This is a genomic window from Roseomonas sp. BN140053 (assembly GCF_047690175.1).
Classification (GTDB): domain Bacteria; phylum Pseudomonadota; class Alphaproteobacteria; order Acetobacterales; family Acetobacteraceae; genus Roseomonas.
Window position 1 is genome coordinate 129,401 of sequence record NZ_JBLLEB010000009.1, and the last position, 26,878, is coordinate 156,278.

The 26,878-nt window shown below is 67.8% G+C and carries 35 protein-coding genes; all 35 read left to right on the forward strand.

The window, feature by feature from the left end:
* Positions 1–133: 133 nt before the first annotated feature.
* The 35 genes from rplJ to ACLIBK_RS11465 all read left to right on the forward strand — a co-directional run bounded on the left by rplJ (position 134) and on the right by ACLIBK_RS11465 (position 26,814).
* Complete coding sequence (gene rplJ, locus ACLIBK_RS11295) at positions 134–670, forward strand: 50S ribosomal protein L10 (RefSeq protein ID WP_415387352.1); 537 nt, start codon at positions 134–136, stop codon at positions 668–670.
* Between the two features lie 87 nt (positions 671–757).
* Positions 758–1,138 carry a 50S ribosomal protein L7/L12 gene (rplL, locus tag ACLIBK_RS11300; RefSeq protein WP_415387353.1) on the forward strand — a complete coding sequence of 127 codons (381 nt, stop codon included), beginning with the start codon at positions 758–760 and terminating at the stop codon, positions 1,136–1,138.
* Between the two features lie 239 nt (positions 1,139–1,377).
* Complete coding sequence (rpoB, locus tag ACLIBK_RS11305; protein ID WP_415387354.1) at positions 1,378–5,574, forward strand: DNA-directed RNA polymerase subunit beta; 4,197 nt, start codon at positions 1,378–1,380, stop codon at positions 5,572–5,574.
* Between the two features lie 113 nt (positions 5,575–5,687).
* Entirely contained in the window at positions 5,688–9,869 is a 4,182-nt protein-coding gene (rpoC, locus tag ACLIBK_RS11310) for a DNA-directed RNA polymerase subunit beta' (protein WP_415387355.1), read from the forward strand.
* Positions 9,870–10,193: 324 nt separating this feature from the next.
* A complete protein-coding gene (rpsL, locus tag ACLIBK_RS11315) occupies positions 10,194–10,565 on the forward strand; it encodes a 30S ribosomal protein S12 (protein WP_019462398.1) in 372 nt (123 codons plus the stop codon).
* Between the two features lie 12 nt (positions 10,566–10,577).
* The gene (gene rpsG, locus ACLIBK_RS11320; protein WP_415387356.1) at positions 10,578–11,054 is read left to right on the forward strand and encodes a 30S ribosomal protein S7; all 477 of its coding nucleotides are present in this window, start codon (positions 10,578–10,580) and stop codon (positions 11,052–11,054) included.
* Positions 11,055–11,085: 31 nt separating this feature from the next.
* The gene (gene tuf / locus ACLIBK_RS11325; protein ID WP_415387357.1) at positions 11,086–12,273 is read left to right on the forward strand and encodes an elongation factor Tu; all 1,188 of its coding nucleotides are present in this window, start codon (positions 11,086–11,088) and stop codon (positions 12,271–12,273) included.
* Positions 12,274–12,279: 6 nt separating this feature from the next.
* Complete coding sequence (gene rpsJ / locus ACLIBK_RS11330) at positions 12,280–12,591, forward strand: 30S ribosomal protein S10 (protein WP_019459503.1); 312 nt, start codon at positions 12,280–12,282, stop codon at positions 12,589–12,591.
* An 18-nt stretch (positions 12,592–12,609) separates the two neighbouring features.
* On the forward strand, positions 12,610–13,287 hold the full coding sequence (gene rplC / locus ACLIBK_RS11335; protein ID WP_415387358.1) for a 50S ribosomal protein L3: 678 nt from the start codon (positions 12,610–12,612) through the stop codon (positions 13,285–13,287).
* Positions 13,288–13,298: 11 nt separating this feature from the next.
* On the forward strand, positions 13,299–13,913 hold the full coding sequence (gene rplD / locus ACLIBK_RS11340; protein ID WP_415387359.1) for a 50S ribosomal protein L4: 615 nt from the start codon (positions 13,299–13,301) through the stop codon (positions 13,911–13,913).
* A 32-nt stretch (positions 13,914–13,945) separates the two neighbouring features.
* Positions 13,946–14,242, forward strand: coding sequence for a 50S ribosomal protein L23 (locus ACLIBK_RS11345; RefSeq protein ID WP_415387420.1), 297 nt, complete (start codon positions 13,946–13,948; stop codon positions 14,240–14,242).
* A gap of 3 nt (positions 14,243–14,245) precedes the next feature.
* Complete coding sequence (gene rplB / locus ACLIBK_RS11350) at positions 14,246–15,082, forward strand: 50S ribosomal protein L2 (RefSeq protein WP_415387360.1); 837 nt, start codon at positions 14,246–14,248, stop codon at positions 15,080–15,082.
* Between the two features lie 5 nt (positions 15,083–15,087).
* Positions 15,088–15,366: a 30S ribosomal protein S19 gene (rpsS, locus tag ACLIBK_RS11355; RefSeq protein ID WP_415387361.1), complete on the forward strand. Its 279-nt coding sequence runs from the start codon at positions 15,088–15,090 to the stop codon at positions 15,364–15,366.
* Positions 15,367–15,369: 3 nt separating this feature from the next.
* Positions 15,370–15,780: a 50S ribosomal protein L22 gene (gene rplV / locus ACLIBK_RS11360; protein WP_415387362.1), complete on the forward strand. Its 411-nt coding sequence runs from the start codon at positions 15,370–15,372 to the stop codon at positions 15,778–15,780.
* Position 15,781: 1 nt separating this feature from the next.
* Positions 15,782–16,459, forward strand: a complete 678-nt coding sequence (gene rpsC, locus ACLIBK_RS11365; protein WP_415387363.1) for a 30S ribosomal protein S3 — start codon at positions 15,782–15,784, stop codon at positions 16,457–16,459.
* 13 nt (positions 16,460–16,472) lie between these two features.
* Positions 16,473–16,892 carry a 50S ribosomal protein L16 gene (rplP, locus tag ACLIBK_RS11370; protein WP_415387364.1) on the forward strand — a complete coding sequence of 140 codons (420 nt, stop codon included), beginning with the start codon at positions 16,473–16,475 and terminating at the stop codon, positions 16,890–16,892.
* Between the two features lie 4 nt (positions 16,893–16,896).
* Positions 16,897–17,103, forward strand: coding sequence for a 50S ribosomal protein L29 (rpmC, locus tag ACLIBK_RS11375; protein ID WP_415387365.1), 207 nt, complete (start codon positions 16,897–16,899; stop codon positions 17,101–17,103).
* 16 nt (positions 17,104–17,119) lie between these two features.
* Positions 17,120–17,428, forward strand: a complete 309-nt coding sequence (gene rpsQ, locus ACLIBK_RS11380; protein WP_415387366.1) for a 30S ribosomal protein S17 — start codon at positions 17,120–17,122, stop codon at positions 17,426–17,428.
* The gene (gene rplN, locus ACLIBK_RS11385) at positions 17,425–17,793 is read left to right on the forward strand and encodes a 50S ribosomal protein L14 (RefSeq protein WP_415387367.1); all 369 of its coding nucleotides are present in this window, start codon (positions 17,425–17,427) and stop codon (positions 17,791–17,793) included. The genes rpsQ and rplN overlap by 4 nt, the downstream gene beginning before the upstream one ends.
* A complete protein-coding gene (gene rplX / locus ACLIBK_RS11390; protein ID WP_415387368.1) occupies positions 17,793–18,107 on the forward strand; it encodes a 50S ribosomal protein L24 in 315 nt (104 codons plus the stop codon). Before rplN ends, rplX begins: the two co-directional genes overlap by 1 nt.
* Complete coding sequence (gene rplE / locus ACLIBK_RS11395; RefSeq protein ID WP_415387369.1) at positions 18,107–18,670, forward strand: 50S ribosomal protein L5; 564 nt, start codon at positions 18,107–18,109, stop codon at positions 18,668–18,670. Before rplX ends, rplE begins: the two co-directional genes overlap by 1 nt.
* Before the next feature lie 53 nt (positions 18,671–18,723).
* On the forward strand, positions 18,724–19,029 hold the full coding sequence (gene rpsN, locus ACLIBK_RS11400; protein ID WP_415387370.1) for a 30S ribosomal protein S14: 306 nt from the start codon (positions 18,724–18,726) through the stop codon (positions 19,027–19,029).
* Between the two features lie 16 nt (positions 19,030–19,045).
* Positions 19,046–19,444 carry a 30S ribosomal protein S8 gene (gene rpsH / locus ACLIBK_RS11405; RefSeq protein WP_415387371.1) on the forward strand — a complete coding sequence of 133 codons (399 nt, stop codon included), beginning with the start codon at positions 19,046–19,048 and terminating at the stop codon, positions 19,442–19,444.
* Positions 19,445–19,455: 11 nt separating this feature from the next.
* A complete protein-coding gene (rplF, locus tag ACLIBK_RS11410; RefSeq protein WP_415387372.1) occupies positions 19,456–19,989 on the forward strand; it encodes a 50S ribosomal protein L6 in 534 nt (177 codons plus the stop codon).
* Positions 19,989–20,342, forward strand: coding sequence for a 50S ribosomal protein L18 (rplR, locus tag ACLIBK_RS11415; RefSeq protein WP_415387373.1), 354 nt, complete (start codon positions 19,989–19,991; stop codon positions 20,340–20,342). Before rplF ends, rplR begins: the two co-directional genes overlap by 1 nt.
* Positions 20,343–20,356: 14 nt before the next feature.
* The gene (gene rpsE, locus ACLIBK_RS11420; RefSeq protein WP_415387374.1) at positions 20,357–20,989 is read left to right on the forward strand and encodes a 30S ribosomal protein S5; all 633 of its coding nucleotides are present in this window, start codon (positions 20,357–20,359) and stop codon (positions 20,987–20,989) included.
* Positions 20,982–21,176: a 50S ribosomal protein L30 gene (gene rpmD, locus ACLIBK_RS11425; protein WP_415387375.1), complete on the forward strand. Its 195-nt coding sequence runs from the start codon at positions 20,982–20,984 to the stop codon at positions 21,174–21,176. The genes rpsE and rpmD overlap by 8 nt, the downstream gene beginning before the upstream one ends.
* A gap of 7 nt (positions 21,177–21,183) precedes the next feature.
* On the forward strand, positions 21,184–21,681 hold the full coding sequence (gene rplO / locus ACLIBK_RS11430; protein ID WP_415387421.1) for a 50S ribosomal protein L15: 498 nt from the start codon (positions 21,184–21,186) through the stop codon (positions 21,679–21,681).
* Between the two features lie 146 nt (positions 21,682–21,827).
* Entirely contained in the window at positions 21,828–23,225 is a 1,398-nt protein-coding gene (gene secY / locus ACLIBK_RS11435) for a preprotein translocase subunit SecY (protein WP_415387376.1), read from the forward strand.
* Entirely contained in the window at positions 23,222–23,872 is a 651-nt protein-coding gene (locus tag ACLIBK_RS11440; RefSeq protein WP_415387377.1) for an adenylate kinase, read from the forward strand. Before secY ends, ACLIBK_RS11440 begins: the two co-directional genes overlap by 4 nt.
* Positions 23,873–24,042: 170 nt before the next feature.
* Positions 24,043–24,420 (forward strand): 30S ribosomal protein S13, encoded by a 378-nt coding sequence (gene rpsM / locus ACLIBK_RS11445; RefSeq protein WP_415387378.1) that lies wholly within the window; start codon positions 24,043–24,045, stop codon positions 24,418–24,420.
* Between the two features lies 1 nt (position 24,421).
* Entirely contained in the window at positions 24,422–24,820 is a 399-nt protein-coding gene (gene rpsK, locus ACLIBK_RS11450) for a 30S ribosomal protein S11 (protein WP_415387379.1), read from the forward strand.
* Positions 24,821–24,847: 27 nt separating this feature from the next.
* Positions 24,848–25,864, forward strand: a complete 1,017-nt coding sequence (locus ACLIBK_RS11455; protein ID WP_415387380.1) for a DNA-directed RNA polymerase subunit alpha — start codon at positions 24,848–24,850, stop codon at positions 25,862–25,864.
* A 27-nt stretch (positions 25,865–25,891) separates the two neighbouring features.
* A complete protein-coding gene (gene rplQ, locus ACLIBK_RS11460) occupies positions 25,892–26,323 on the forward strand; it encodes a 50S ribosomal protein L17 (RefSeq protein WP_415387381.1) in 432 nt (143 codons plus the stop codon).
* Positions 26,320–26,814 (forward strand): hypothetical protein, encoded by a 495-nt coding sequence (locus tag ACLIBK_RS11465; RefSeq protein ID WP_415387382.1) that lies wholly within the window; start codon positions 26,320–26,322, stop codon positions 26,812–26,814. Before rplQ ends, ACLIBK_RS11465 begins: the two co-directional genes overlap by 4 nt.
* Positions 26,815–26,878 lie beyond the last annotated feature (64 nt).

Consider the following 26,878-nt stretch of genomic DNA (forward strand, 5'->3'; position numbering starts at 1 on the left):
CCGGTCCCGCCTAGGCTGTTCGGCTTGGTTTTCCCTCTCGCAGGCTGATTGAGGGAGTGCGGCACCTGCCGCCCTTCCGCTTGAACCGGCCGGAGCCCCTCCACCAGGCCCCGGTCACCGATGGAGACGGGAGTTGGACCGTACGGAGAAGCGCGACTTTGTCGCGAACCTCGCCGGCGTGTTCGCCGAGACCTCCTTCGTCCTGGTCGCCCAGAACAAGGGCATGACCGTGGCCGAGGTGAGCGATCTCCGGCGGCGCATGCGCGGCGCGGGCGCGACCTACAAGGTCGCGAAGAACCGCCTGGCCGGCCTCGCCCTCGATGGTACCCGCTTCCAGGGCATCACGCCGCTGCTGAAGGGTCCGACCGCGCTCGCGTGGTCCAAGGACCCCGTGGCCGTGGCGAAGACCGCCGTGGAATTCGCCAGGACGAACGACAAGTTCGTGATCCTCGGCGGTGCGCTCGGGACCCAGAGCCTTGCCCCCGACGGGATCAAGGCGCTGTCCGAGCTGCCGTCGCTGGAAACGCTGCGGGCGCAGCTGGTGGGTCTGATCCAGACCCCCGCGACGCGCATCGCCGGCGTGCTGCAGGCGCCCGCCGGGCAGCTGGCGCGGGTTTTCGGGGCGTACGCCAAGAAGGACGAGGCGCAGGACGGGGCGGAAGCCGCCTAACGCGTCGCGGTCCGGCCGGTTGCCCCCGCGGCGCCGGGCCGGGCTTGCAAACACCAAGCCAAGCCACTAGATCGAAGGACACACGAAATGGCTGATCTCGCGAAGCTCGTTGACGAGCTGTCGACCCTCACGGTTCTCGAGGCCGCTGAGCTTTCCAAGATGCTCGAGGAGAAGTGGGGCGTTTCCGCCGCCGCTCCCGTGGCCGTGGCCGCCGCTCCGGCCGCCGGTGGCGCCGCCGCTGCCCCCGCCGAGGAGCAGACGGAGTTCACCGTGACGCTGGCCGCCGCCGGCGACAAGAAGATCAACGTGATCAAGGAGATCCGTACGATCACCGGCCTGGGCCTGAAGGAGGCCAAGGACCTGGTCGAGGGCGCTCCGAAGGTGATCAAGGAAGCCGCTTCCAAGGACGAGGCGGAGAAGATCCGCAAGGTCCTCGAGGAGAACGGTGCCAAGGTCGAGGTCAAGTAAGACCGAAGGCAGCTTCCGGCCCCAGTGCGCGAGCGCCGGGGCCGGCGAAGGTTTTGCGAAGGGCAGGGTGGAATTCCGAAACGGTCGGAGTCCCGCCCTCGCCTGCGTTTTCCCGGACCAGTTCTCCATTCGGGGGCGACTGGTCCCGGTAAACGCGGGGCATCACTCCAGGGTGCATCCCCTCGGCGGGTTCGGTGTCCGCACCGGCCGGCCGGAGTAGAGAAGGAAGCAAGGCGCGCATGAACGCTATCGGAAAGCCGTTCGAGGGCAAGGGCCTCACCAACCGGAAGCGCATCCGCAAGTCCTTCGGGCGCCTGCCCGAAGTGGCGCCGATGCCCAACCTCATCGATGTCCAGCGCGCCTCCTACGAAGCTTTCCTGCAGATGGGCGTGGACCCGGACGTACGGGTGCAGAATGGGCTGCAGGAAGTGTTCCGCTCGGTGTTCCCGATCGACGACTTCGCCGGCCGCGGCCGGTTGGAGTTCGTGCAGTACGAGCTGGAAGAGCCGAAGTACGACGTCGAGGAGTGCATGCAGCGCGGGCTGACTTTCGCCGCGCCGCTGAAGGTGCGCCTGCGCCTGATCGTGTGGGATATCGACGAGGACACCGGCTCCCGCTCGGTCCGCGATATCAAGGAGCAGGACGTCTACATGGGCGACATGCCCCTGATGACGGACAACGGCACCTTCATCATCAACGGCACCGAGCGCGTCATCGTGTCGCAGATGCACCGCTCGCCGGGCGTGTTCTTCGACCACGACAAGGGCAAGACCCACTCCTCGGGCAAGTACCTCTTCGCGGCGCGGGTGATCCCCTACCGCGGCTCGTGGCTGGACTTCGAGTTCGACGCCAAGGACATCTGCTACGTCCGCATCGACCGCAAGCGGAAGCTGCCGGCGACGACGCTGCTCTACGCCCTCGACAGCGAGGCGACGGAGAAGCTGCGCGCCGAGCGTGGCGCCACGCCTCTGGAGCCGGGCGAGGTGCGCGGCATGGACGCCGAGGAGATCCTGCGGACCTTCTACGGCACCGTGATGTTCTCGCGCGGTCCGAAGGGCTGGTCGCGGCCGTTCCAGCCGGAAAGCTTCCGCGGCGTGAAGCTGCTGGAAGACATGGTGGACGCCGAGAGCGGCAAGGTGGTGGCCGCCAAGGACACCAAGCTGACGCCGCGCGTGGCCCGCAAGATCGCCGAGGAGGGCACCAAGGAGGTGCTGGTGGGTCGTCCCGACCTGCTGGGCCGCTTCGTGGCCGAGGACCTGGTGGACTACACCACCGGCGAGATCCACGCCGAGGCCGGCGACGAGCTGACCGAGCCCAAGCTCGCGGCGATCGAGGCGGCCGGCTACGACAAGCTGCCGACGCTGGCGATCGACCAGTCCGTGGGGCCGTGGATGCGCAACACGCTGGCGGTGGACAAGGCCACCAACCGCGACGAAGCGCTGATGGACATCTACCGGGTGATGCGCCCGGGCGAGCCGCCGACCCCCGAAACGGCCGAGACGCTGTTCCGCGGGCTGTTCTTCGACGGCGAGCGCTACGACCTGTCTGCCGTGGGCCGCGTGAAGATGAACATGCGCCTGGGCTTCAAGCTGGACGACGTGCCGGACACGCAGCGCACGCTGCGCAAGGCCGACATCCTGGCCACCGTGCGCACCCTGCTGGAGCTGAAGGACGGCAAGGGCCAGATTGACGACATCGACAACCTCGGCAACCGCCGGGTGCGTTCGGTCGGCGAGCTGATGGAGAACCAGTACCGCGTCGGCCTGCTGCGGATGGAGCGCGCGATCAAGGAGCGCATGGGGTCGGTCGACATCGACACCGTGATGCCCCACGACCTGATCAACGCGAAGCCGGCGGCGGCGGCGGTGCGGGAGTTCTTCGGCTCCTCGCAGCTGAGCCAGTTCATGGACCAGACCAACCCGCTGTCGGAAGTGACGCACAAGCGTCGCCTTTCGGCCCTGGGCCCGGGCGGTCTGACCCGTGAGCGTGCCGGCTTCGAGGTGCGCGACGTGCACCCGACACATTACGGCCGCATCTGCCCGATCGAGACGCCGGAAGGCCCGAACATCGGCCTGATCAACAGCCTCGCGACCTTCGCCAAGGTGAACAAGTACGGCTTCATCGAGACGCCGTACCAGATGGTGCAGGACGGCAAGATCGTCGGCGCGCCGCGCTACCTGTCGGCGATGGAGGAGGAGAAGCTCGTCGTCGCGCAGGCCGACGCGGACGTGGATCGCGAGAGCGGCCAGTTCCGTTCCGACCTGGTGAGCGTGCGCCAGGGCGGCGACTTCCGCCTGGTGAAGCCCGAGGAGGTGACGGCGATCGACGTGTCGCCGAAGCAGCTCGTGTCCGTGGCCGCGGCGCTGATCCCGTTCCTGGAGAACGACGACGCCAACCGCGCGCTGATGGGCTCCAACATGATGCGGCAGGCCGTGCCGCTGGTGAAGTCCGACGCGCCGCTGGTGGGCACGGGCATGGAGGCCGCGGTGGCGCGGGACTCCGGCGCGACCATCGTGGCCAAGCGCGACGGCGTGATCGACAGCATCGACGGCGCGCGCATCGTGGTGCGGGCGTCCGCCGAGGACGGCACGACGCGGGGCGTGGACATCTATCGGCTGCGCAAGTTCCAGCGCTCCAACCAGAGCACCTGCATCAACCAGCGCCCGCTGGTGAAGGTGGGCGACCGCGTGGTGGCCGGCGACATCATCGCCGACGGCCCGAGCACGGAGCTGGGCGAGCTGGCGCTGGGGCGCAACGTGATGTGCGCCTTCATGCCCTGGAACGGCTACAACTTCGAGGACTCGATCCTCATCTCCGAGCGGATCGCGCAGGACGACGTGTTCACGTCGATCCACATCGACGAGTTCGAGGTGATGGCCCGCGACACCAAGCTGGGCCAGGAGGAGATCACCCGCGACATCCCGAATGTCGGCGAGGAGGCGCTGCGCAACCTAGACGAGGCCGGCATCGTCTACATCGGCGCCGAGGTGAACCCGGGCGACATCCTGGTGGGCAAGGTGACGCCCAAGGGCGAGAGCCCGATGACGCCGGAGGAGAAGCTGCTCCGCGCCATCTTCGGCGAGAAGGCGTCGGACGTGCGCGATACCTCGCTGCGCCTGCCGCCCGGCGTGTCCGGCACCATCGTCGACGTGCGGGTGTTCTCCCGCCGCGGCGTGGACAAGGACGAGCGCGCCATGGCAATCGAGCGCGCTGAGATCGAGCGCCTGGCCAAGGACCGCGACGACGAGCGGGCCATCCAGGAGCGGAGCTTCCACTCGCGCCTGCGCGAGCGGCTGCTGAACCGCAAGGCTTCCGGCGGCTTCAAGGGCGTCAAGTCGGGCACGGTCATCACCGACGAGGTGCTGAACGAGTTCAACAAGGCGACCTGGCGGCAGATCGGCGTGGCGGACGACGCCGCGATGGCCGAGATTGAGGCGCTGAAGCGCGAGTTCGACGCGGCTGTCGAGCGCCTGCAGAAGCGCTTCGAGAGCAAGGTCGAGAAGCTGCAGCGCGGCGACGAGCTGCCGCCCGGCGTGATGAAGATGGTCAAGGTCTTCGTCGCGGTGAAGCGGAAGCTGCAGCCGGGCGACAAGATGGCCGGCCGTCACGGCAACAAGGGCGTGGTGTCGCGCGTGGTGCCCATCGAGGACATGCCGTTCCTTGAGGACGGGCGCGCGGTGGACCTAGTGCTGAACCCGCTGGGCGTGCCGTCGCGCATGAACATCGGCCAGATCCTCGAGACACACCTGGGCTGGGCCTGCGCCAACCTGGGCCGCCAGGTGGGCGAGCTGGTGGACGACTACCGTCGCGCCGGGGCAGCCCGCGAGGCGCTGGTGGCGAAGCTGCGCGAGATCTACGGCGACGAGATCGTGGACGAGCAGGTCGCCAACATGACCGAGGAGCAGCTGATCGAGCTGGGCGACAACCTGAGCAAGGGCATTCCCATCGCGACGCCGGTGTTCGACGGCGCCCGCATCTCCGACATCGAGGAGATGCTGGGCAAGGCGGGGCTGGAGTCGTCGGGCCAGATGCAGCTGATCGACGGGCGTTCGGGCGAGCTGTTCGAACGCAAGGTGACGGTGGGCTACATCTACATGCTCAAGCTGCACCACCTGGTGGACGACAAGATCCACGCGCGGTCGATCGGCCCCTACTCGCTGGTCACGCAGCAGCCGCTGGGCGGCAAGGCGCAGTTCGGCGGCCAGCGCTTCGGCGAGATGGAGGTCTGGGCGCTGGAAGCCTACGGCGCCGCCTACACGCTGCAGGAGATGCTGACGGTGAAGTCGGACGACGTGTCCGGCCGCACCAAGGTCTACGAGGCGATCGTCCGCGACCAGGACAGCTTCGAGGCCGGCATCCCCGAGAGCTTCAACGTTCTGACCAAGGAGCTGAAGTCCCTGGGCCTGAACGTGGACCTCGAAACCCGCGGCAACTGATTTCCTGAGGATCGCGCCGGCCCCACACCAGCGGGGCCGGCCGCTGATACGCGCGGTGCCGCAACCCTCGCAGGAGGGGAGGGCGTCGCAGGCTGGACGAGAAGGAAGGCCCCATGAACGAGCTGATGAAGATCCTTGGCCAGACCGGCCAGGCTGTGACCTTCGACCAGATCAAGATCACCATCGCCTCCCCGGAGCAGATCCGCTCCTGGAGCTACGGTGAGATCAAGAAGCCCGAGACGATCAACTACCGCACCTTCAAGCCGGAGCGGGACGGGCTGTTCTGCGCGCGCATCTTCGGTCCCATCAAGGACTACGAGTGCCTGTGCGGCAAGTACAAGCGGATGAAGTTCCGCGGCATCATTTGCGAGAAGTGCGGCGTCGAGGTGACGCTGGCCAAGGTGCGCCGCGAGCGCATGGGCCACATCGAGCTGGCCTCCCCCGTCGCGCATATCTGGTTCATGAAGTCGCTGCCCTCGCGCGTCGGCCTGATGGTCGACATGTCGCTGAAGGAGCTGGAGAAGGTCCTGTACTTCGAGAGCTACGTGGTTCTCGAGCCGGGCCTGACCGATCTCAAGCTGCACCAGCTGCTGACCGAGGACCAGTTCCAGGACAAGCAGGACGAGTTCGGCGAGGACGCCTTCTCCGTCGGCATCGGTGCCGAGGCCGTGAAGCAGATGCTGACCGGCATCGAGCTGGGTAAGGAGAGCACCCGGCTGCGCGCCGAGCTGAAGGAGACGACCTCCGAGGCCAAGCGCAAGAAGCTGGTGAAGCGGCTGAAGCTAATCGAGAGCTTCGCCGAGGGTGGCGCGCGCCCGGACTGGATGATCCTGGACGTCGTGCCGGTGATCCCGCCCGAGCTGCGCCCGCTGGTGCCGCTGGACGGCGGCCGCTTCGCGACCTCCGACCTCAATGACCTGTACCGCCGCGTCATCAACCGCAACAACCGGTTGAAGCGGCTGATCGAGCTGCGCGCGCCCGACATCATCGTGCGCAACGAGAAGCGCATGCTGCAGGAAGCGGTGGACGCGCTGTTCGACAACGGCCGTCGCGGCCGGGCGATCACGGGCGCCAACAAGCGGCCGCTGAAGTCGCTGAGCGACATGCTGAAGGGCAAGCAGGGTCGGTTCCGGCAGAACCTGCTGGGCAAGCGCGTCGACTACTCGGGCCGTTCGGTGATCGTGGTGGGTCCCGAGCTGAAGCTGCACCAGTGCGGCCTGCCGAAGAAGATGGCGCTGGAGCTGTTCAAGCCGTTCATCTACTCGAAGCTCGAGAAGTACGGTCACGCCACGACCATCAAGGCCGCCAAGCGGATGGTGGAGAAGGAGCGTCCCGAGGTTTGGGACATCCTGGAGGAGGTGATCCGCGAGCACCCGGTGATGCTGAACCGGGCGCCGACGCTGCACCGGCTGGGCATCCAGGCCTTCGAGCCGATCCTGGTCGAGGGCAAGGCGATCCAGCTGCACCCGCTGGTCTGCACCGCCTTCAACGCGGACTTCGACGGCGACCAGATGGCTGTGCACGTCCCGCTGAGCCTCGAGGCCCAGCTGGAAGCGCGCGTGCTGATGATGTCCACCAACAACATCCTCAGCCCCGCGAACGGCAAGCCGATCATCGTGCCGTCGCAGGACATCGTGCTCGGGCTGTACTACCTCAGCCTCGAGACGCCGGAGTACCGCGAGGCCGATGAGCAGAAGGCCCCGGCCTTCTCCGACATGGGCGAGATCGAGCAGGCGCTGGCCGCCGGCCACATCACGCTGCACTCCAAGATCCGCGCGCGCCGCCAGGCGGTGGACGCGGAAGGCAAGGTGCGGACGGAGCGGGTGGCCACCACGGCCGGCCGCATGATGATGGGCGCGCTGCTGCCGCTGCACCACGCGGTGCCCTACTCGCTGATCAACCGGCAGCTGACCAAGAAGACCATCTCCGACGTGATGGACGCGGTGTACCGTCACTGCGGCCAGAAGGAATCGGTGATCTTCGCCGACCGGCTGATGGGGCTGGGCTTCCGGAATGCGGCCAAGGCCGGCATCTCCTTCGGCAAGGACGACATGATGATCCCGGCCTCCAAGGGCGGGATGATCGATCGCACCAAGAACGAGGTGAAGGAGTTCGAGCAGCAGTACCTCGACGGCCTGATCACCGCGGGCGAGCGTTACAACAAGGTGGTGGACGCCTGGTCGCGCGCGACCGAGGAGGTCGCCGGCGCGATGATGAAGGAGATCTCGCGGCAGGAGGCGGGCAAGCCCACCAACTCCGTGTGGATGATGTCGCATTCCGGTGCCCGCGGTTCGCCGGCGCAGATGCGCCAGCTTGCCGGCATGCGCGGCCTGATGGCCAAGCCCTCGGGCGAGATCATCGAGCAGCCGATCATCGCCAACTTCAAGGAAGGCCTGAGCGTGCTGGAGTACTTCAACTCCACGCACGGTGCCCGGAAGGGCCTGGCCGATACGGCGCTGAAGACGGCGAACTCCGGCTACCTGACCCGCCGTCTGGTGGACGTGGCGCAGGACTGCATCATCGTCGCCAATGACTGCGGCACCGAGCGCGGCATCACCGTTCGCGCGGTGCTGGACGGCGGCGAGGTGGTGTCCTCGCTGAGCGAGCGCATCCTGGGCCGCACCATCCAGCGCGACGTGGTGGACCCGGAAAGCGGGGCTGTGGTCGCGGCGCGCAACACGCTGGTGGAGGAGGCCGAGGCTGACCGCATCGAGAAGGCTGGCGTCGAGGAGGTTTATATCCGCTCGGTGCTGACCTGCGAGGCGGGCGTGGGCGTCTGCGGCCATTGCTACGGCCGTGACCTGGCGCGCGGCACCCCGGTCAACGTGGGCGAGGCGGTCGGCGTGATCGCGGCGCAGTCCATCGGCGAGCCGGGTACGCAGCTGACCATGCGGACCTTCCACATCGGCGGCGCCGCCCAGCGCGGGGCGGAGCAGTCGGCGGTGGAGGCCACGACCGACGCCACGGTGCGCATCACCAACCTCGCCCTGGTGCAGAACAGCCAGGGCAACCCGGTGGTGATGAGCCGCAACTGCGAGGTCGCGCTGATCGACGCCCAGGGCCGCGAGCGCGCACGGTTCCGCGTGCCCTACGGTGCCCGAATCCTGACGGAGGAGGGCGCGCAGGTCACGCGCGGGCAGAAGCTGGCGGAATGGGACCCCTTCACCCTGCCGATCATCACCGAGCAGAACGGCACGGTGGAGTATGCCGACCTGATCGAGGGCATCACCCTGGTCGAGCGCACGGACGAAGTGACCGGGCTCTCCTCCAAGGTGGTGGTGGACTATAAGCAGGGCGCCAAGGGTGCCGAGCTGCGTCCCCGGCTGCTGCTGAAGGACGAGCGCGGCAACGTGGTGAAGCTGCCCAACGGCGCCGAGGCCCGGTACTTCCTGAGCCCCGACACCATCCTGTCGGCGGATAACGGGAACTCCGTGCACGCGGGCGACGTCATCGCCCGGCTGCCGCGCGAATCGTCCAAGACCCGCGACATCACCGGCGGTCTGCCGCGGGTGGCGGAGCTGTTTGAGGCGCGTCGTCCCAAGGACGCGGCGATCATCTCCGACATCGACGGGCGGGTGGAGTTCGGCAAGGACTACAAGGCCAAGCGCCGGATCGTGGTGAAGGCCGACGTGCCCGAGGGCGAGCCGCCGATCGAGCGCGAGTACCTCGTGCCGAAGGGCAAGCACGTGTCGGTGCAGGAAGGCGACTACGTCAAGGCGGGCGATCCGCTGGTGGACGGGCCGCGCGTCCCGCACGACATCCTGCGGGTGCTCGGCGTCGAGGCGCTGGCCAACTACCTGGTGAACGAGATCCAGGACGTCTATCGACTGCAGGGCGTGAAGATCAACGACAAGCACATCGAGGTGATCGTTCGCCAGATGCTGCAGAAGGTCGAGGTCCTGGAGCCGGGCGACACCACCTACCTGATCGGGGAGCAGGTGGACCGGATCGAGTTCGAGCAGGAGAACGACCGTCGCCTGGAAGCTAAGGAGCGGCCCGCCCGGGCCGAGCCGGTGCTGCAGGGCATCACCAAGGCGTCGCTGCAGACCAACTCCTTCATCTCCGCGGCCTCCTTCCAGGAGACCACCCGCGTGCTGACCGAGGCCGCCGTGGCGGGCAAGATCGACACGCTGGCGGGGCTGAAGGAGAACGTCATCGTCGGGCGCCTGATCCCGGCGGGTACGGGTTCCGTGATGAACACGCTGCGTGGCCTGGCGGCGCAGAAGGACAAGGGACGGCTGCCGGTCGCCACCCCGGCGCTGCCCGGTGCCGGGGACCAGCAGGCGGCCGAATAAGCCGCTGTTTTCGCTGCTGCGTGCGGCCCTGCGCCGCACGCATGACAGGGCCGGAACCTTCGGGTTCCGGCCTTTCGTTTAGGAGAGCGTTCGCGCTTGACTCGGAAGGGGGGGAGGCGTAGGTCTCCGCCCCTCGACGGGGGCTTCGGTCCTCAAAAAGTGTTCTTGGACGACAGCTCTGCGTCGCCGGTACCGGCCCCAACGTTTCGGGGCCCGAGGCCGGGGGTGAGACGGTGGCCCGAAGGGTGCGGAAACGCGCCCGTCTCGGGCCCGCTCGCATGGCGAGGGCTGGCGGCCTCCGGGACGGGTTCACGAAGGGGCGTCATGCCGACCATCAATCAGCTCATCGCCCAGGGGCGCGAGCCGAAGCCGAGCCGCAACAAGGTGCCGGCGCTGCAGGGCTGCCCGCAGAAGCGGGGCGTGTGCACGCGCGTCTACACCACGACGCCGAAGAAGCCGAACTCCGCGCTTCGTAAGGTGGCCAAGGTTCGCCTCACCAACGGCTACGAAGTGGTGAGCTACATCCCCGGTGAGGGGCACAACCTGCAGGAACACTCCGTGGTCCTGATCCGTGGCGGCCGCGTGAAGGACCTTCCGGGCGTGCGCTACCACATTCTGCGCGGCGTGCTGGACACGCAGGGCATCGCCAAGCGTCGTCAGCGCCGGTCGCTGTACGGCGCCAAGCGGCCGAAGTGAGGAAGTAGAGGAATGTCGCGTCGTCACCGCGCCGAGAAGCGTGAAGTCCTGCCGGACCCGAAGTTCGGCGACATCGTGCTCAGCCGTTTCATGAACGTGCTGATGTACGACGGCAAGAAGAGCACCGCCGAGGGCATCGTCTACGCGGCGATGGACACGCTGAAGCGTCGCGCCGGCCCGCAGGCCGACCCGCTGCGCGTGTTCCACGAGGCGATGGACAACGTGAAGCCGGCCGTGGAAGTGCGCTCCCGCCGCGTCGGCGGCGCGACCTACCAGGTGCCCGTCGAGGTGCGGCCGGAGCGGCGCCAGGCGCTGGCGATCCGGTGGCTGATCGACAGCGCGCGCAAGCGCGGCGAGAGCACCATGGAAGAACGCCTTTCGGGCGAGCTGATGGACGCGGCCAACAACCGCGGCACGGCCGTCAAGAAGCGCGAAGACACGCACCGGATGGCAGAGGCCAACAAGGCCTTCAGCCACTACCGCTGGTAACAAGAACCCCGATCTTTAGAGAGACACGACCATGGCGAAGGCGAAGTTCGAGCGGACGAAGCCGCACTGCAACATCGGCACGATCGGGCATGTGGATCACGGCAAGACGTCGCTGACGGCGGCGATCACGAAGGTGCTGGCGAAGAAGGGCGGTGCGACGTTCACGGCCTACGACCAGATCGACAAGGCGCCGGAAGAGCGTGCGCGCGGGATCACGATCTCGACGGCGCACGTGGAGTACGAGACGGACAACCGGCACTACGCGCACGTGGACTGCCCCGGCCACGCTGACTACGTGAAGAACATGATCACGGGGGCTGCGCAGATGGACGGCGCGATCCTGGTGGTGTCGGCCGCCGACGGCCCGATGCCGCAGACGCGCGAGCACATCCTGCTGGCCCGCCAGGTGGGCGTGCCCGCGCTGGTGGTGTTCCTGAACAAGGTCGACATGGCCGACCCCGACCTGCTGGAGCTGGTGGAGATGGAGGTGCGCGAGCTGCTGTCCTCCTACCAGTTCCCCGGCGACGACATCCCGATCGTGCAGGGCTCGGCGCTGATGGCGCTGGAAGACAAGCAGCCCGAGATCGGCGAGCAGGCGGTGCTGAAGCTGATGGCCGAGGTGGACCGCTACATCCCGCAGCCCGAGCGCGCGGTGGACCGCCCCTTCCTGATGCCGGTGGAGGACGTGTTCTCGATCTCCGGCCGCGGCACGGTGGTGACGGGGCGCGTGGAGCGCGGGATCATCAAGGTGGGTGAGGAAGTCGAGATCGTGGGCCTGAAGGACACGGTCAAGACGACGGTCACGGGTGTGGAGATGTTCCGCAAGCTGCTGGACAGCGGCATGGCGGGCGACAACATCGGCGCGCTGCTGCGCGGCACCAAGCGCGAGGACGTGGAGCGCGGCCAGGTGCTGGCGGCTCCCGGCTCGATCAAGCCGCACGCCAAGTTCAAGGCCGAGGCCTACGTGCTGACCAAGGAAGAGGGCGGCCGGCACACGCCGTTCTTCACCAACTACCGGCCGCAGTTCTACTTCCGCACCACGGACGTGACGGGCGTGGTGAAGCTGCCCGAGGGCGTGGAGATGGTGATGCCGGGCGACAACGTGTCGATGGAGGTCGAGCTGATCGCCCCCATCGCCATGGATGAGGGCCTGCGCTTCGCCATCCGCGAGGGTGGCCGCACCGTCGGCGCCGGCGTCGTCGCCAGCATCACGGTGTAATCAGACATGGCCGATGCGCAAAACATCCGGATCCGCCTCAAGGCGTTCGATCACCGCGTGCTGGATGGCAGCACGCGGGAGATCGTGAACACCGCGAAGCGGACCGGCGCGCGGGTGCGGGGTCCTATCCCGCTGCCCACGCACATCGAGCGGTTCACCGTGAACCGTTCTCCGCACGTCGATAAGAAGTCGCGCGAGCAGTTCGAGATTCGGACGCACCGCCGGCTGCTCGACATCGTCGACCCCACTCCGCAGACCGTGGACGCGCTGATGAAGCTCGACCTGGCCTCCGGCGTGGACGTCGAAATCAAGATCTGAGGCCGGGGGACAATAGCCATGGCCGCGACTAACGGCCGATCCGGCCTGATCGCCAAGAAGCTGGGCATGTCCCGGCTGTTCAATGAGGACGGTTCGACCGTGCCCGTGACCGTGTTGCACGTCGATGAGGTGCGCGTGGTCTCGACCCGGACCGCGGAGAAAGACGGCTACGTCGCCGTCCAGCTCGGCGCCGGGCGGGCCAAGGTGAAGAACGTCTCCAAGCCCAACAAGGGTCACTTCGCGAAGGCCGGCGTGGAAGCGCCTGCCAAGCTGGTGGAGTTCCGCGTCGCTGCCGACGCGGTGCTGGAAACCGGTGCGACGCTGAGCCCCGCGCATTTCGTCAAGGGCCAGAAGGTCGACGTGACGGGCGTGAGCAAGGGCAAGGGCTTTGCCGGCGCCATGAAGCGCTGGAACTTCCGCGGCCTGGAAGCGACCCACGGCGTGTCCGTGTCGCACCGCTCGCACGGTTCCACGGGCAACCGCCAGGATCCGGGCAAGACCTTCAAGAACAAGAAGATGGCGGGCCATCTCGGTGTCGAGCGCATCACCACCCAGAACCTGGTGATCGCGGGCGTGGACTCCGAGAAGGGGCTGCTGCTGGTCAAGGGCGCCATTCCCGGCGCGACTGGTGGCTGGGTCGTGGTGCGCGATGCCGTGAAGCGCGCGCGTCACGCCGATGCGCCGTATCCGGCCTGAGGCGTAGAGCGATGCAGATCAAGGTCATCACCCTGGACAACGCCGAGGCTGGCGAGCTGGAGCTGCCCGAGGCAGTGTTCGGCGCGACGCCGCGGCGCGACATCATGGCGCGCGTGGTGCAGTGGCAGCTCGCCAAGCGGCGGGCCGGCACGCACAAGGTCAAGGGCATGGGCGAAGTGTCCGGCACGACCAAGAAGCCGTACCGGCAGAAGGGCACGGGCAACGCCCGCCAGGGCTCGCTGCGCGCGCCGCAGTTCCGCACCGGCGGGATCGTGCACGGCCCGGTGGTCCGCGACCACGGCTACAGCCTGAACAAGAAGGTCCGTCGTCTCGGCCTGATCTCGGCGCTGAGCCAGAAGGCCGCCGAGGGCAAGCTGGTGGTCATCGACCTGCCCGGCGACGCGGCGAAGACCAGCCGTCTGGCCGCGCAGGTCAAGGCGCTGGGCTGGACCAGTGCACTGGTGGTGGACGCGACCCCGGAGGAAGGCTTCGTCCGGGCCGCGCGCAACCTGCCCAAGGTGCAGGTGATGCCGACCGTCGGTGCCAACGTGTACGACATCCTGAAGCACGACGTGCTCGCGGTGACGCGGGCGGGCGTCGAGGCCCTGAAGGAGCGGCTGGCGTGAGCGAGACGCAGGAAAAGGCCAAGCGTCCGATCATCGGGCGCGAGAAGATGTACCAGACCATCCTCTCGCCCGTGGTGACGGAAAAGGCGACGGCGCTGAACGAGCAGAGCCAGGTGACCTTCAAGGTCGCGATCACGGCCACCAAGCCGGAGATCAAGGCGGCGGTGGAGGGCCTGTTCGGGGTCAACGTGCTGGCCGTGAACACCCTGGTGGTGAAGGGCAAGTCCAAGCGCTTCAAGGGTCGTCCCGGCCAGCGCTCTGACTGGAAGAAGGCGATGGTGAAGCTGGCGGAAGGCCAGTCCATCGACCTCACGACGGGGCTCGCGTAAGCCATGGCATTGAAGAACTTCAACCCGATCACCCCGTCCCTTCGCGGGACGGTGCTGGTGAACCGGTCCGAGCTGTGGAAGGGCGCGCCCGTCAAGCAGCTGACCGAGGGCAAGAAGCACTCGGGCGGCCGCAACGTGCATGGCCGCATCACCGTGCGGTTCCGGGGCGGCGGACACAAGCAGTCCTACCGCTACATCGACTTCAAGCGGCGCGACAAGTTCAACGTGCCCGCCACGGTCGAGCGGCTGGAATATGACCCGAACCGCACCGCCTGGATCGCGCTGCTGAAGTACCAGGACGGCGAGCTCGCCTATATCCTGGCGCCGCAGCGGCTCAAGGCCGGCGATACGGTGATCGCGGGCGATCGCGTGGACATCAAGCCGGGCAACGCCATGCCGCTGAGCGGCATCCCCGTCGGCACCATCATCCACAACGTGGAGATGAAGGCCGGTGCGGGCGGCAAGGTGGCGCGTTCTGCGGGCACCTACTGCCAGCTGGTCGGCAAGGATGTCGGCTACGCGCAGGTCAAGCTGATGTCGGGCGAGCTGCGGCTGGTGCGGGCGGAGTGCATGGCGTCGATCGGCGCCGTGTCCAACCCGGACAACAGCAACCAGCAGCTCGGTAAGGCCGGTCGCTCCCGCTGGCTGGGGCGCAAGCCGCACAACCGCGGCGTGGTGATGAACCCGGTCGACCACCCGCATGGCGGTGGTGAGGGCCGGACCTCCGGTGGCCGTCACCCCGTGACGCCCTGGGGCAAGCCGACCAAGGGCTACAAGACCCGCACCAACAAGCGGACGGACAGCCTCATCGTGCGCCGCCGCAACGCGACGAAGGGCTGACGGCGATGGCGCGCAGCGTATGGAAGGGGCCGTTCGTGGACGGCTACCTGTTGAACAAGGCGGAAGCGGCACGGAACTCTACGCGGAACGAGATCATCAAGATCTGGACCCGCCGGAGCACGATCCTGCCGCAGTTCGTCGGGCTGACCTTCGGGGTGTACAACGGCAAGAAGTTCATCCCCGTGCAGGTCAACGAGAACATGGTGGGCCACAAGTTCGGCGAGTTCTCGCCGACGCGGACCTTCACCGGCCACTCGTCGGACAAGAAGGCGAAGCGGGGCTAAGCCATGAGCAAGCCGAAGCACGAGCGTGGCCTGGCCGAGACCGAGGCGCAGGCGGTCACCCGCAACATCCGGGTCAGCCCTCGCAAGCTGAACCTGGCGGCGGGGCTGATCCGCGGGCGGCGGGCGCAGGACGCGGTCGCGATCCTGACCTTCTCCAAGCGCCGGATCTCCGACACGGTCAAGAAGACGCTGGAAAGCGCGATCGCGAACGCGGAGAACAATCACCAGCTGGACGTCGACAAGCTGGTGGTGTCCCGCGCCGAGGTCGGCCGCGCCGTCGTCATGAAGCGTTTCCACGCGCGTGGGCGTGGCCGTTCCACCCGGATCGAGAAGTGGTTCTCCCACCTCAAGATCGTGGTGGCCGAGCAGCAGGCGGTTGCCGCCGAGCCCGCGCCGCAGCAGGAGGCCGCGTAACATGGGCCATAAAGTCAATCCGATCGGGCTGCGGCTCGGCATCAACCGCACCTGGGACAGCCGCTGGTTCGCCGATGCGGACTATGCCCGGATGCTGCACGACGACCTGAAGCTGCGCGACAAGCTGAAGACGCGCCTCAAGGGTGCCGGCGTGTCGCGGGTGGTGATCGAGCGTCCGGCCAAGAAGCCCCGCGTGACGATCCACGCCGCCCGTCCGGGCGTCGTGATCGGCAAGAAGGGCGCGGATATCGAGGTGCTGCGCAAGGACTTGGCGAAGCTCGCCGGGGCCGAGGTTTCCCTGAACATCATGGAAATCCGCAAGCCCGAGATCGACGCCACCCTGGTGGCCGAGAGCATCGCCCAGCAGCTGGAGCGCCGCGTGGCCTTTCGTCGCGCCATGAAGCGCGCCGTGCAGTCCGCGATGCGCCTGGGCGCCGGCGGCATCCGCATCAACTGCGGTGGCCGTCTGGGCGGCGCCGAGATCGCCCGCATGGAATGGTACCGCGAGGGCCGCGTGCCCCTGCACACCCTCCGCGCGGACATCGATTTCGGCGTGGCGACCGCGAAGACCAACTACGGCACCTGCGGTGTCAAGGTTTGGATCTTCAAGGGCGAGATCCTGGCCCATGATCCGTCGGCGCAGGACAAGCGCGCCGCGGAGCAGGCGCCGCAGCGCTGAGTTGGAATGAACCATGCTGCAACCGAAGCGCACCAAGTTTCGCAAGGCCCATAAGGGCCGCATCCACGGGCTGGCGAAGGGCGGGTTCACCCTGTCCTTCGGCGGCTTCGGCCTGAAGGCGCTGGAGCCGGAGCGCGTGACCGCTCGCCAGATCGAGGCGGCGCGTCGCGCCATCACCCGCGCCATGAAGCGTCAGGGCCGGGTGTGGATCCGCATCTTCCCGGACGTTCCCGTGTCCACCAAGCCCGCGGAAGTCCGCATGGGCTCGGGCAAGGGGGCGCCCGAGTACTGGGTGGCCCGGGTGAAGCCCGGCCGCATGATGTTCGAGATCGACGGCGTCACCGCCGAGACGGCCCGCGAGGCGCTGTCGCTCGGTGCGGCCAAGCTGCCGATCAAGACCAAGTTCGTGACGCGCCTCGGCGCGGAGGCGTAATTCGATGACCAAGATCGCCGACGTCCGGGCCAAGAGCCCGGACGAGTTGAAGACGATGCTGCTGGACCTCCGCAAGGAGCAGTTCAACCTGCGCTTCCAGCGCGCAACAGGCCAGCTTGAGGCGGTTTCCCGCATCAAGCTGGTGCGTCGCGACATCGCGCGTGTTAAGACGGTGCTGGGCCAGCAGGCCCAATCCACCACCAAGGCCTGACGAGGAGACCCCGGCAATGCCGAAGCGCGTCCTCACCGGGCGGGTTGTCAGCGACAAGATGGAGAAGACGGTCACCGTCCTCGTCGAACGTCGCGTGATGCATCCGCTCTACAAGAAGTTCATCAAGCGTTCGGGCAAGTACGCCGCGCACGATGAAGCCAACCTGTGCAAGGAAGGCGACACCGTCCGCATCGAGGAATGCCGCCCGATCAGCAAGCGCAAGAGCTGGCTGGTGATCGCCCGTAACGGTGAGGACGTCGAGCGTCCCGCCGGCTACGAGGTGTTCGCCGAGGCCGAGGCTCCCGCCGAAGGGGCCGCCGCATGATCCAGGTCGAGAGCAACCTCGACGTCGCCGACAATTCCGGCGCGCGCCGGGTCCAGTGCATCAAGGTGCTGGGCGGTTCCAAGCGCAAGACGGCGTCGGTGGGCGATATCATCGTGGTGTCCGTGAAGGACGCCATCCCGCGCGCCAAGGTCAAGAAGGGCGAGGTCCACCGGGCCGTGATCGTCCGCACCGCCTATCCGGTTCGCCGGGTGGACGGGACGGCGATCCGTTTCGACAACAACGCCGCCGTGCTGATCAACAAGGCCGGCGAGCCGATCGGGACCCGCATCTTCGGACCCGTCGTGCGCGAGCTGCGCGCGCGGCGCTACATGAAGATCATCTCCCTGGCTCCGGAGGTGCTGTGATGGCCGCGAAGATCCGCAAGGGCGACCGCGTCGTCGTCATCACCGGTTCCGACAAGGGGAACGAGGGTGAGGTCCTGCGCGTGCTGCCGGTCGATGGCCGCGCGGTGGTGCAGGGCGTGAACATGGTCAAGCGCCATCGCAAGCCGCAGGGCATGAGCCAGCCCGGCGGCATCCAGGAGAAGGAGGCGACCATTCACCTCTCCAACCTGGCGCTGATCGATCCCAAGTCCGGCAAGCCGACCCGCGTCGGCTTCAAGGACGTTGACGGCAAGAAGGTCCGGTTCGCCAAGGCGTCCGGTGAGGTGCTCAGCTGATGAGCGAGACGCAGAAGGAGCTGCCGCGCCTGCAGCAGCACTACCGCGAGGTGGTCCGCAAGGCGCTGCAGGAGCAGTTCGGCTACACCAATCCGATGGAAGTGCCGAAGCTCGAGAAGATCGTCATCAACATGGGTGTCGGCGAGGCCGCCGGCGACCAGAAGAAGCTGGACGCCGCGGTGGCCGAGCTGACGCTGATCGCGGGCCAGAAGCCGGTGAAGACGATCGCCAAGAAGGCCATCGCGGGCTTCAAGATTCGCGAAGGCCAGGCGATCGGCTGCAAGGTGACACTGCGCCGCGCGCGGATGTTCGAGTTCCTGGACCGCCTGGTGACCATCGCGATGCCGCGCGTGCGCGACTTCCGCGGCCTGCCGGCGAACAAGGGCTTCGACGGCCGGGGCAACTTCGCGATGGGTCTGCGCGAGCAGATCATCTTCCCGGAGATCGCCTACGACAAGGTCGACGCGGTTCGCGGGATGGACATCCAGTTCGTCACCACGGCGAAGACGGACAAGGAAGCGAAGGCCCTGCTCAAGGGCTTCGACCTGCCTTTCGCCGCCTGATCTCGGAAAACCGACCCTGCATGCAGGGTCAGGTTCTGGAGGATAGTTTACGCATGGCCAAGACTTCGGCTGTCGAGAAGAACAACCACCGCGTGCACCTGTCCAAGGCGCATGCGGAAAAGCGCTCGGCTCTCAAGCGGATTGTGATGGACCGGGAGCTGCCCGTCGAGGAGCGGTTCGAGGCGACGCTGCGTCTGGCGCAGCTGCCCCGCAACGGCGCCAAGGTTCGCGTGCGTCTGCGCTGCGAGCTGACCGGCCGTCCGCGCGGCAACTACCGCAAGTTCAAGCTGTCCCGGAACATGCTCCGGGAACTCGCGTCGTCCGGGCAGCTGCCGGGCGTCGTGAAGGCGTCCTGGTAAGGCACGGAGGGCAACCATGTCCCTGTCCGATCCGCTGGGTGATATGCTCACCCGCATCCGCAACGGCCAGCGCGCGCGGCAGAGCCGCATCGCTTCCCCCGCGTCGCGCCTGCGCGCCGACGTGCTGGAAGTGCTGAAGCGCGAAGGCTACATCCGCGCCTACAAGCTGGAGGACGTGCGTCCCGGCGTGAAGGTGCTCAACATTGAGCTGAAGTATTCCGAGGGCGAGCCGGTCATCAAGGAGATCAACCGCGTCTCCAAGCCGGGCCGTCGGGTGTACTCCAAGATCAAGGAGCTGCCGAAGATCTACTCCGGTTTCGGCATCTCCATCCTCTCCACGCCGCGCGGCGTGATGAGCGACAACGAGGCCCGCGTCGCCAATGTTGGCGGCGAGGTCCTCTGCCGCGTGTTCTAAGGGGCGGATCGATGTCGCGCGTTGGAAAATATCCGGTCACCGTGCCGTCCGGCGTCACCGTGTCGCTGCAGGACGGCGCCGTGGTGGCCAAGGGCAAGAATGGCGAGCTTCGCCTGCCGCTGACCGATGCGGTGGACGTGACCGTGGACGGCAACCAGGTGTCCGTCGCCCCCCGGGGCGAGGACCGTCGGTCGCGGACGCTGTGGGGCACCACGCGGTCGCTGATCAACGGCATGGTCACCGGCGTGTCCACGGGCTTCACCAAGTCCATGGAGATCACCGGCACGGGTTACCGTGCCGCGGTGCAGGGCAAGGAACTCGTGCTGAACCTCGGGTACAGCCACGAGATCCGCTACGCCGTGCCCGAAGGCATCAAGATCACCACCGAACGCCCCACGGCGATCCGTGTCGAAGGTGCGGACAAGCAGAGGGTCGGGCAGGTGGCTGCCGAGATCCGCGCTTTCCGCGGCCCCGAGCCGTACAAGGGCAAGGGCATCCGCTACGACAACGAGACCATTCGCCGGAAGGAGGGTAAGAAGAAGTGATGCACAAGCTCGCACTCCAGGCGCGCCGGCGGTCTCGTCTGCGCTATCAGCTGCGGCAGAAGGCCGGGGGGCGTCCGCGCCTATCGGTGTTCCGCTCCGGCCGGCACATCTACGCCCAGGTCATCGACGACAAGCAGGGCCGCACCCTGGCCGCGGCCTCCTCGCTGGAGAAGGACCTGCGGGCCAATGGCGGCGCCGATGTCGACGCGGCCAACGCGATCGGCAAGCTGGTGGCCGAGCGGGCGCTGTCGGCCGGCGTCACGGCCGTGGTCTTCGACCGCGGTCCCTACCTGTATCATGGCCGGGTCAAGGCCCTGGCGGACGGCGCCCGCGAGGGCGGGCTGTCGTTCTGAGGAGCATCTGACAGATGGCTTATGCACCGAGGTCCGGTGGCGGCGGCGAGGGTGGCGGCGAGCGCCGCGGCCGGCGTCGCGACAACGACCGCAACCAGCAGCAGCAGCACGGTGAAGGCGACGAGCTGAAGGACAAGCTCGTCACCATCAACCGCGTCGCCAAGGTGGTGAAGGGTGGCCGTCGCTTCTCCTTCGCCGCCCTGGTGGTGGTGGGCGACCAGAAGGGCCGCGTCGGCTGGGGCGCCGGCAAGGCGCGCGAAGTGCCGGAGGCGATCCGCAAGGCGACCGAGCGCGCCAAGAAGACCATGATCCGGGTGCCGATGCGCGAAGGCCGCACGCTGCACCACGACATGATCGGCCATTTCGGCGCGGGGCGGGTGCTCCTGCGTGCGGCGCCGGCGGGCACCGGCATCATCGCCGGCGGCCCGATGCGCGCCGTATTCGAGACGCTGGGCATGGGCGACGTGGTGGCCAAGTGCAACGGCACCACCAACCCGCATAACATGATCAAGGCGACCTTCGCGGCGCTGGGGAAGGTGACCTCCCCGCGTGCCGTGGCCGCGCGCCGGGGCAAGAAGGTTTCCGACCTGATCGGCCCGCGCAAGGACGAGGGCACCGCCGTGACCCAGGAGGCTGGCGGTGTCTGAGTCCGCTGAGAAGAAGACCGTGACGGTGACCCAGACCGGGTCGCCGATCGGTCGCAAGCCCGGGCAGCGCGAAACGCTGATCGGGCTGGGGCTGAACAAGCTGAACCGCACCAGCTCGCTGGAGGACACCCCCTCCGTGCGCGGCATGATCCGCAAGGTCGCCCATCTGGTGAAGGTGGAGGGCTGAGATCGTGGTGAAGCTGAACGAACTGCGCGACAACGAGGGCGCGCATTACCGGTTCAAGCGGGTCGGCCGCGGTATCGGTTCGGGCAAGGGCAAGACGGCCGGGCGCGGCGTGAAGGGCCAGAAGGCCCGGACCGGCGTGTCGCTGAACGGCTTCGAGGGTGGTCAGCTGCCGCTGTACCGCCGCCTGCCGAAGCGGGGCTTCGTGAACCTGTTCCGCAAGGAATACGCGCCGTTGAACCTGGGCGCGCTGGACAAGGCGATCACGGAAGGCCGGCTGCCGGCCGACCAGCCAATCGACGAGACGGCGCTGAAGGCGGCAGGCCTGGTGCGCGTGGGAGCCAAGCGCGTCGGCGTCCGGCTGCTGGCCAAGGGCGAGATCACCCGCGCGGTGACCCTGACCTTGACCAGCGCCTCGCCGGCGGCGGCGGCCGCGGTGCAGGCGGCGGGCGGCACGGTCACCGTGACCGCCCCCGTGGCTGCGGCCGAGGAAACCCCGGCCACCTGACCGGCTCCCTCCCGGGGCCGATGCGGCGGTCCCTCGCAGGGCCGCTTGATCGGCTCCCGTCGGGGGGCTACCTGACCATCTGTGTCTTCGCTGCGGCGCCCGCGGGGATTGCTCCCCGGGCGCCGCAGTCGTGAGGAGGGGTACGCATGGCGTCCGCCGCCGAGCAGCTCGCGGCCAATCTCAACCTGGGTGTGCTGTCGCGCGCCACGGAGTTGAAGAAGCGGCTCTGGTTCACCCTGGGGGCGCTGATCGTATACCGCCTCGGGACCTATATCCCCGTGCCGGGCGTGGATGCGGCCGTGATGGCCGATATCCTGCGCCAGCATGGTGGCGGCATCCTGGGCATGTTCGACATGTTCACGGGCGGCGCGCTGGGGCGGATGACCGTCTTCGCGCTGAACATCATGCCCTACATCTCCGCCTCCATCATCGTGCAGCTGATGACCACGGCCATTCCGGCCTGGGAAGCCATGAAGAAGGAAGGCGAGTCGGGCCGCAAGAAGCTCAACCAGTACACCCGCTACCTGACGGTGCTGATCGCCATCGTGCAGGCCTGGGGCATCGCGGTGGGGCTGGAGGGCATGCAGGGGCCGTTGGGCGCGGCCGTCTATGCGCCGGGATTGTTCTTCCGGATCTCTTCCGTGGTGACGCTGGTCGGCGGGACGATGTTCCTGATGTGGCTGGGTGAGCAGATCACCGCCCGCGGCGTCGGCAACGGCATCAGCCTGATCATCTTCGCGGGCATCGTGGCCAACCTGCCCAGCGCCTTCGTGGCGACCCTGGAGCTGGGCCGCACGGGCGCGCTGTCGACGATCTTCATCATCCTGTTCCTGCTGATCGCCCTGGCCGTGATCGCCTTCGTGGTGTTCATGGAGCGGGCGCAGCGCCGCATCCCCGTGCAGTATCCCAAGCGCCAGGTCGGCAACCGTATGTTCGGCGGCGACTCGACCCATCTGCCGCTGAAGCTGAACACCGCGGGCGTGATCCCGCCGATCTTCGCGTCCTCGCTGCTGCTGCTGCCGGCCACCTTTGCTGGCTTCGCCGGCGGCGACGGCACGCAGGAAACTTGGGTGACGCGGGTAGCGGGGCTGCTGGCGCACGGGCAGCCGCTCTACATGGCGCTGTACGTGGCGCTGATCGTGTTCTTCGCCTTTTTCTACACGGCCGTCGTGTTCAACCCGCAGGAAACCGCGGACAACCTGAAGAAGTACGGCGGCTTCGTGCCGGGTATCCGCCCCGGCCAGTCCACCGCCGACTATTTCGACCGGGTGCTGACGCGGCTGACGCTGGTGGGGGCGATCTATCTCTGCATCGTCTGCCTGATCCCGGAATTCCTGATCAGCCAGTACGGCGTGCCCTTCTACTTCGGCGGCACTTCGCTGCTGATCATCGTGTCGGTGACCATGGACACGGTGGCGCAGGTGCAATCGCACCTCTTCGCGCACCAGTACGAGGGGCTGATCCGCAAGGCGCAGCTCGGGCCGCAGACGGCCAGGGGGCGCGCCGTTCCCACCACCCGCCAGCCCGCGGGGCGGCGCCGATGAACCTGATCCTGCTCGGCCCGCCGGGGGCGGGGAAGGGGACGCAGGCCAAGCGCCTGGAGGAGAAGTACGGCATCGCCCAGATCTCCACGGGCGACATGCTGCGGGCCGAGGTGAAGTCCGGCTCGCAGATCGGGCGCGAGGCCAAGGCGATCATGGAGAGCGGCGGGCTGGTGCCCGACGCCATTATCACCGCCATGCTGGCCCTGCGCGTGGCCAAGCCCGATGCCGCCCGGGGCTTCATCCTGGACGGCTTCCCCCGCACCGTGCCGCAGGCCGAGGCGCTTGACGTCATGCTGCGGGACAAGGGTCTGGCGCTCGACCACGTGGTGGAGCTGAAGGTGGACAGCGCGGCGCTGGTGGAGCGCATCGCCGGGCGGTTCACCTGCGCCTCCTGCGGTACCGGCTACCATGACCGTTTCAAGCCGACGGCCGTGCCGGGCGTCTGCGACGTTTGCGGCAGCACGGAGTTCATCCGGCGCGCCGACGACAAGGCTGAAACGGTGGCGGCGCGGTTGGACGCGTATCGCGCCCAGACGGAACCCCTGCTGCCCTACTACCAGGCGCAGGGAAAGCTGCGGGCGGTGGACGGGATGGCTGCCATGGACGAGGTTTCGCGGCAGCTGGAAGCGGTGCTGGATAAGGCTTGACCTGAACCGGGGAGGGGCCTATCTCGCCCCTCTCGCGGTAGGGTGAAAGCCCGGCCGCAATTCCGCTTGCAAGATATCCGTTTCACCCCCGGGTATTGATCACCTCGCCGGCCCAGGCTGTTTGCCCGTCGCCGGCCCCCACAGGAGCGGTTGCTCCAGGAGAGCGAGACGTGGCGCGCATCGCCGGCGTGAACATCCCCGATAATAAGCGTGTGCAGATTTCCCTGCGCTACATCTACGGCATCGGCCCCAAGAACGCGGCCGAGCTGTGCGAGAAGCTGGGCATCCCGGCCGAGCGCCGCGTGAACCAGCTGAGCGAGGACGAGATCCTCCGGCTGCGCGAAGCGCTGGACCGCGACTATCGCGTGGAGGGTGACCTCCGCCGCGAAGTGGCGATGAACATCAAGCGCCTGATGGACATGGCCTGCTACCGCGGCCTGCGTCATCGCCGCGGCCTGCCGGTGCGCGGCCAGCGGACCCACACCAATGCCCGTACCCGCAAGGGCAAGGCCGTGGCGATCGCCGGCAAGAAGAAGGTGACGAAGTAAGATGGCGCGTCAGCCGACCGCGGGCGCCCGTCCGCGCAAGAAGGAACGCAAGAACATCGCCACCGGCGTGGCGCATGTGCTGGCGACCTTCAACAACACCATCGTGACCATCACGGACAGCCAGGGCAACACCATCGCCTGGTCGTCCTCGGGGTCGCAGGGCTTCAAGGGCTCGCGCAAGTCCACCCCCTACGCCGCACAGGTCGCGGCCGAGGATGCGGGCAAGAAGGCGCGCGAGCACGGCATGGAAACGCTGGACATCATGGTGTCCGGTCCCGGCTCGGGCCGCGAGAGCGCCCTGCGCGCCCTGCAGGCGGTCGGCTTCTACGTGACCGCCATCCGCGACGTGACGCCGATCCCGCACAACGGCTGCCGCCCGCGCAAGCGCCGGCGCGTCTGAGCGGGAACGGCACAGGAGATAAAGAACGTGCTGGATCGCAACTGGCGTTCCCTGATCAAGCCTGAGCGCCTGGACGTCGATCCGGGCGTCGACCCTGCCCGCACCGCGACCCTGGTGGCGGAGCCGCTGGAGCGCGGCTTCGGCCAGACCCTCGGCAACGCGCTGCGCCGCATCCTGCTGTCCTCACTGCAGGGCGCGGCCGTCACGGCCGTGAAGATCGAGGGCGCGCTGCACGAGTTCTCCTCGCTGCAGGGCGTGCAGGAGGACGTCACCGACATCGTCCTGAACATCAAGCGCCTCGCCATCCGGATGCCGGGTGAAGGTTCCAAGCGCCTGACGCTGGAGGCCACCGGCCCCGGCGAGGTGACGGCGGGCCAGATCCAGGTGACCGGCGACATCGAGATCGCCAACCCCGACCTCGTGATCTGCACGCTCGACGACGGCGCCAAGCTGTCGATGGAGCTGACGGTCGCGACGGGCAAGGGCTATGTGCCGGCCTTCGAGAACCGCGCCGAGGACCAGGAGATCGGGCTGATCCCGGTGGACGCGATCTATTCGCCCGTCCGCCGCGTCGCCTACCAGGTGCAGCCGACCCGCGTGGGCCAGCGCACGGACTACGACAAGCTGGTGCTGACGGTGGAAACCGACGGCACGGTCACGCCGGATGATGCCGTGGCGCTCGCCGCGCGCATCCTGCAGGACCAGCTGCAGCTGTTCATCAACTTCGACGAGCCGCGCGAGGCCAAGGTGGCGGAGGTCGAGGACGACCTGCCGTTCAACCGCAACCTGCTGCGCAAGGTCGACGAGCTGGAACTGTCGGTCCGCAGCGCGAACTGCCTGAAGAACGACAACATCGTCTATATCGGCGACCTCGTTCAGAAGTCGGAGCAGGAGATGCTCCGCACGCCGAACTTCGGCCGCAAGTCGCTCAACGAGATCAAGGAAGTCCTGGCGTCGATGGGCCTGGGCCTGGGCATGACCGTGTCCGGCTGGCCGCCCGAGAATGTCGAGGACCTCGCTCGTCGGGTCGAAGAGCCCTTCTGAGCCGCCGCTCCCAGGAGATCAGGTATCATGCGTCACGGGATGGCCGGGCGGAAGCTCAACGTCACCTCCGCCCACCGGCTCGCCATGTTCCGCAACATGGCGACCTCCCTGCTCAAGCACGAGCAGATCACCACGACCCTGCCCAAGGCGAAGGAGCTGCGGCCCTACGTCGAGCGGATCATCACCCTCGGCAAGCGCGGTGGGCTGCATGCCCGCCGTCAGGCCCTGGCGCAGATCCGCGACGAGAAGGTGGTGGCCAAGCTGTTCGACAGCATCGCGACCCGCTACGCGGACCGTCAGGGCGGCTACTGCCGCGTGCTGAAGGCCGGCGTGCGCTACGGCGATGCCGCCGATATGGCGATCATCGAGCTGGTGGACCGCGATCCGGCCGCCAAGGGCCAGGACAGCGGTCCGAAGCCCGAGCAGATGGGCGACGAGGGCGAGCAGACCGGGGCGTGATCTCCCGGCTGATGGCAGTGAAGCGCGGGGCGGGTGGGAAACCACCCGCCCCGTTTCGCGTGTGGCTGTTCGTGCTGGCGGTCCTGCTGTGCGCGATACCGGCCCAGGCGCAGCAGGGCGGGGCGCGGCCACCCTCGGCCGACTCTCTCGCCGGCCTGACGATCCTGGAACTGGCGGGCCTGCCGGACGTGTCGCCGACGCTGCGCACGGTGGTGCGCGGCCGGCAGAACGCGGTGTACCGCCACCTGCACGCGCCCGGCGCGCCGACGCAGGCCGCCAACGGCTTCGCCTGGGCCTGGGGTTGCGACGGCGGGGATTGCGCCGCCAACGGCCTGTTCATCGCGCATGAGCCGGGCGGCGGGTATCTCTGGTTGGTGCTGATCCAGGACGGCGCCGTGGTGATGACCGTGCCGCCGCGCGGGACGCGTTGGCCGCCGACGCTGGTGGATGCCGTGGCGGCTGTGCGGCCGGAGCTCCGCGCCCGGTTGTAGCAGCGGCCAGGGCAGGGTGGCGCCTCGCCTTCGTGCCGGCCCGGTGTGGCTGGACCTGTGACGC

Bases quoted from the DNA above. Each gene is read 5' to 3' on its own strand.
- rpoC (WP_415387355.1), top strand. From the start codon at position 5,688: ATGAACGAGCTGATGAAGATCCTTGGCCAGACCGGCCAGGCTGTGACC.
- rpsE (WP_415387374.1), top strand. From the start codon at position 20,357: ATGGCTTATGCACCGAGGTCCGGTGGCGGCGGCGAGGGTGGCGGCGAG.
- rplF (WP_415387372.1), top strand. From the start codon at position 19,456: ATGTCGCGCGTTGGAAAATATCCGGTCACCGTGCCGTCCGGCGTCACC.
- tuf (WP_415387357.1), top strand. From the start codon at position 11,086: ATGGCGAAGGCGAAGTTCGAGCGGACGAAGCCGCACTGCAACATCGGC.
- rplP (WP_415387364.1), top strand. From the start codon at position 16,473: ATGCTGCAACCGAAGCGCACCAAGTTTCGCAAGGCCCATAAGGGCCGC.
- rplE (WP_415387369.1), top strand. From the start codon at position 18,107: ATGAGCGAGACGCAGAAGGAGCTGCCGCGCCTGCAGCAGCACTACCGC.
- rpmC (WP_415387365.1), top strand. From the start codon at position 16,897: ATGACCAAGATCGCCGACGTCCGGGCCAAGAGCCCGGACGAGTTGAAG.
- rpsL (WP_019462398.1), top strand. From the start codon at position 10,194: ATGCCGACCATCAATCAGCTCATCGCCCAGGGGCGCGAGCCGAAGCCG.
- rplV (WP_415387362.1), top strand. From the start codon at position 15,370: ATGAGCAAGCCGAAGCACGAGCGTGGCCTGGCCGAGACCGAGGCGCAG.
- rpoB (WP_415387354.1), top strand. From the start codon at position 1,378: ATGAACGCTATCGGAAAGCCGTTCGAGGGCAAGGGCCTCACCAACCGG.
- ACLIBK_RS11440 (WP_415387377.1), top strand. From the start codon at position 23,222: ATGAACCTGATCCTGCTCGGCCCGCCGGGGGCGGGGAAGGGGACGCAG.
- rplN (WP_415387367.1), top strand. From the start codon at position 17,425: ATGATCCAGGTCGAGAGCAACCTCGACGTCGCCGACAATTCCGGCGCG.
- rplL (WP_415387353.1), top strand. From the start codon at position 758: ATGGCTGATCTCGCGAAGCTCGTTGACGAGCTGTCGACCCTCACGGTT.
- rplC (WP_415387358.1), top strand. From the start codon at position 12,610: ATGGCCGCGACTAACGGCCGATCCGGCCTGATCGCCAAGAAGCTGGGC.
- rplD (WP_415387359.1), top strand. From the start codon at position 13,299: ATGCAGATCAAGGTCATCACCCTGGACAACGCCGAGGCTGGCGAGCTG.
- rpsH (WP_415387371.1), top strand. From the start codon at position 19,046: ATGTCCCTGTCCGATCCGCTGGGTGATATGCTCACCCGCATCCGCAAC.
- rplX (WP_415387368.1), top strand. From the start codon at position 17,793: ATGGCCGCGAAGATCCGCAAGGGCGACCGCGTCGTCGTCATCACCGGT.
- rpsQ (WP_415387366.1), top strand. From the start codon at position 17,120: ATGCCGAAGCGCGTCCTCACCGGGCGGGTTGTCAGCGACAAGATGGAG.
- secY (WP_415387376.1), top strand. From the start codon at position 21,828: ATGGCGTCCGCCGCCGAGCAGCTCGCGGCCAATCTCAACCTGGGTGTG.
- rpsG (WP_415387356.1), top strand. From the start codon at position 10,578: ATGTCGCGTCGTCACCGCGCCGAGAAGCGTGAAGTCCTGCCGGACCCG.
- rpsC (WP_415387363.1), top strand. From the start codon at position 15,782: ATGGGCCATAAAGTCAATCCGATCGGGCTGCGGCTCGGCATCAACCGC.
- rpsN (WP_415387370.1), top strand. From the start codon at position 18,724: ATGGCCAAGACTTCGGCTGTCGAGAAGAACAACCACCGCGTGCACCTG.
- rplB (WP_415387360.1), top strand. From the start codon at position 14,246: ATGGCATTGAAGAACTTCAACCCGATCACCCCGTCCCTTCGCGGGACG.
- rplQ (WP_415387381.1), top strand. From the start codon at position 25,892: ATGCGTCACGGGATGGCCGGGCGGAAGCTCAACGTCACCTCCGCCCAC.
- rpsJ (WP_019459503.1), top strand. From the start codon at position 12,280: ATGGCCGATGCGCAAAACATCCGGATCCGCCTCAAGGCGTTCGATCAC.
- rpsK (WP_415387379.1), top strand. From the start codon at position 24,422: ATGGCGCGTCAGCCGACCGCGGGCGCCCGTCCGCGCAAGAAGGAACGC.
- rplR (WP_415387373.1), top strand. From the start codon at position 19,989: ATGCACAAGCTCGCACTCCAGGCGCGCCGGCGGTCTCGTCTGCGCTAT.
- rpsS (WP_415387361.1), top strand. From the start codon at position 15,088: ATGGCGCGCAGCGTATGGAAGGGGCCGTTCGTGGACGGCTACCTGTTG.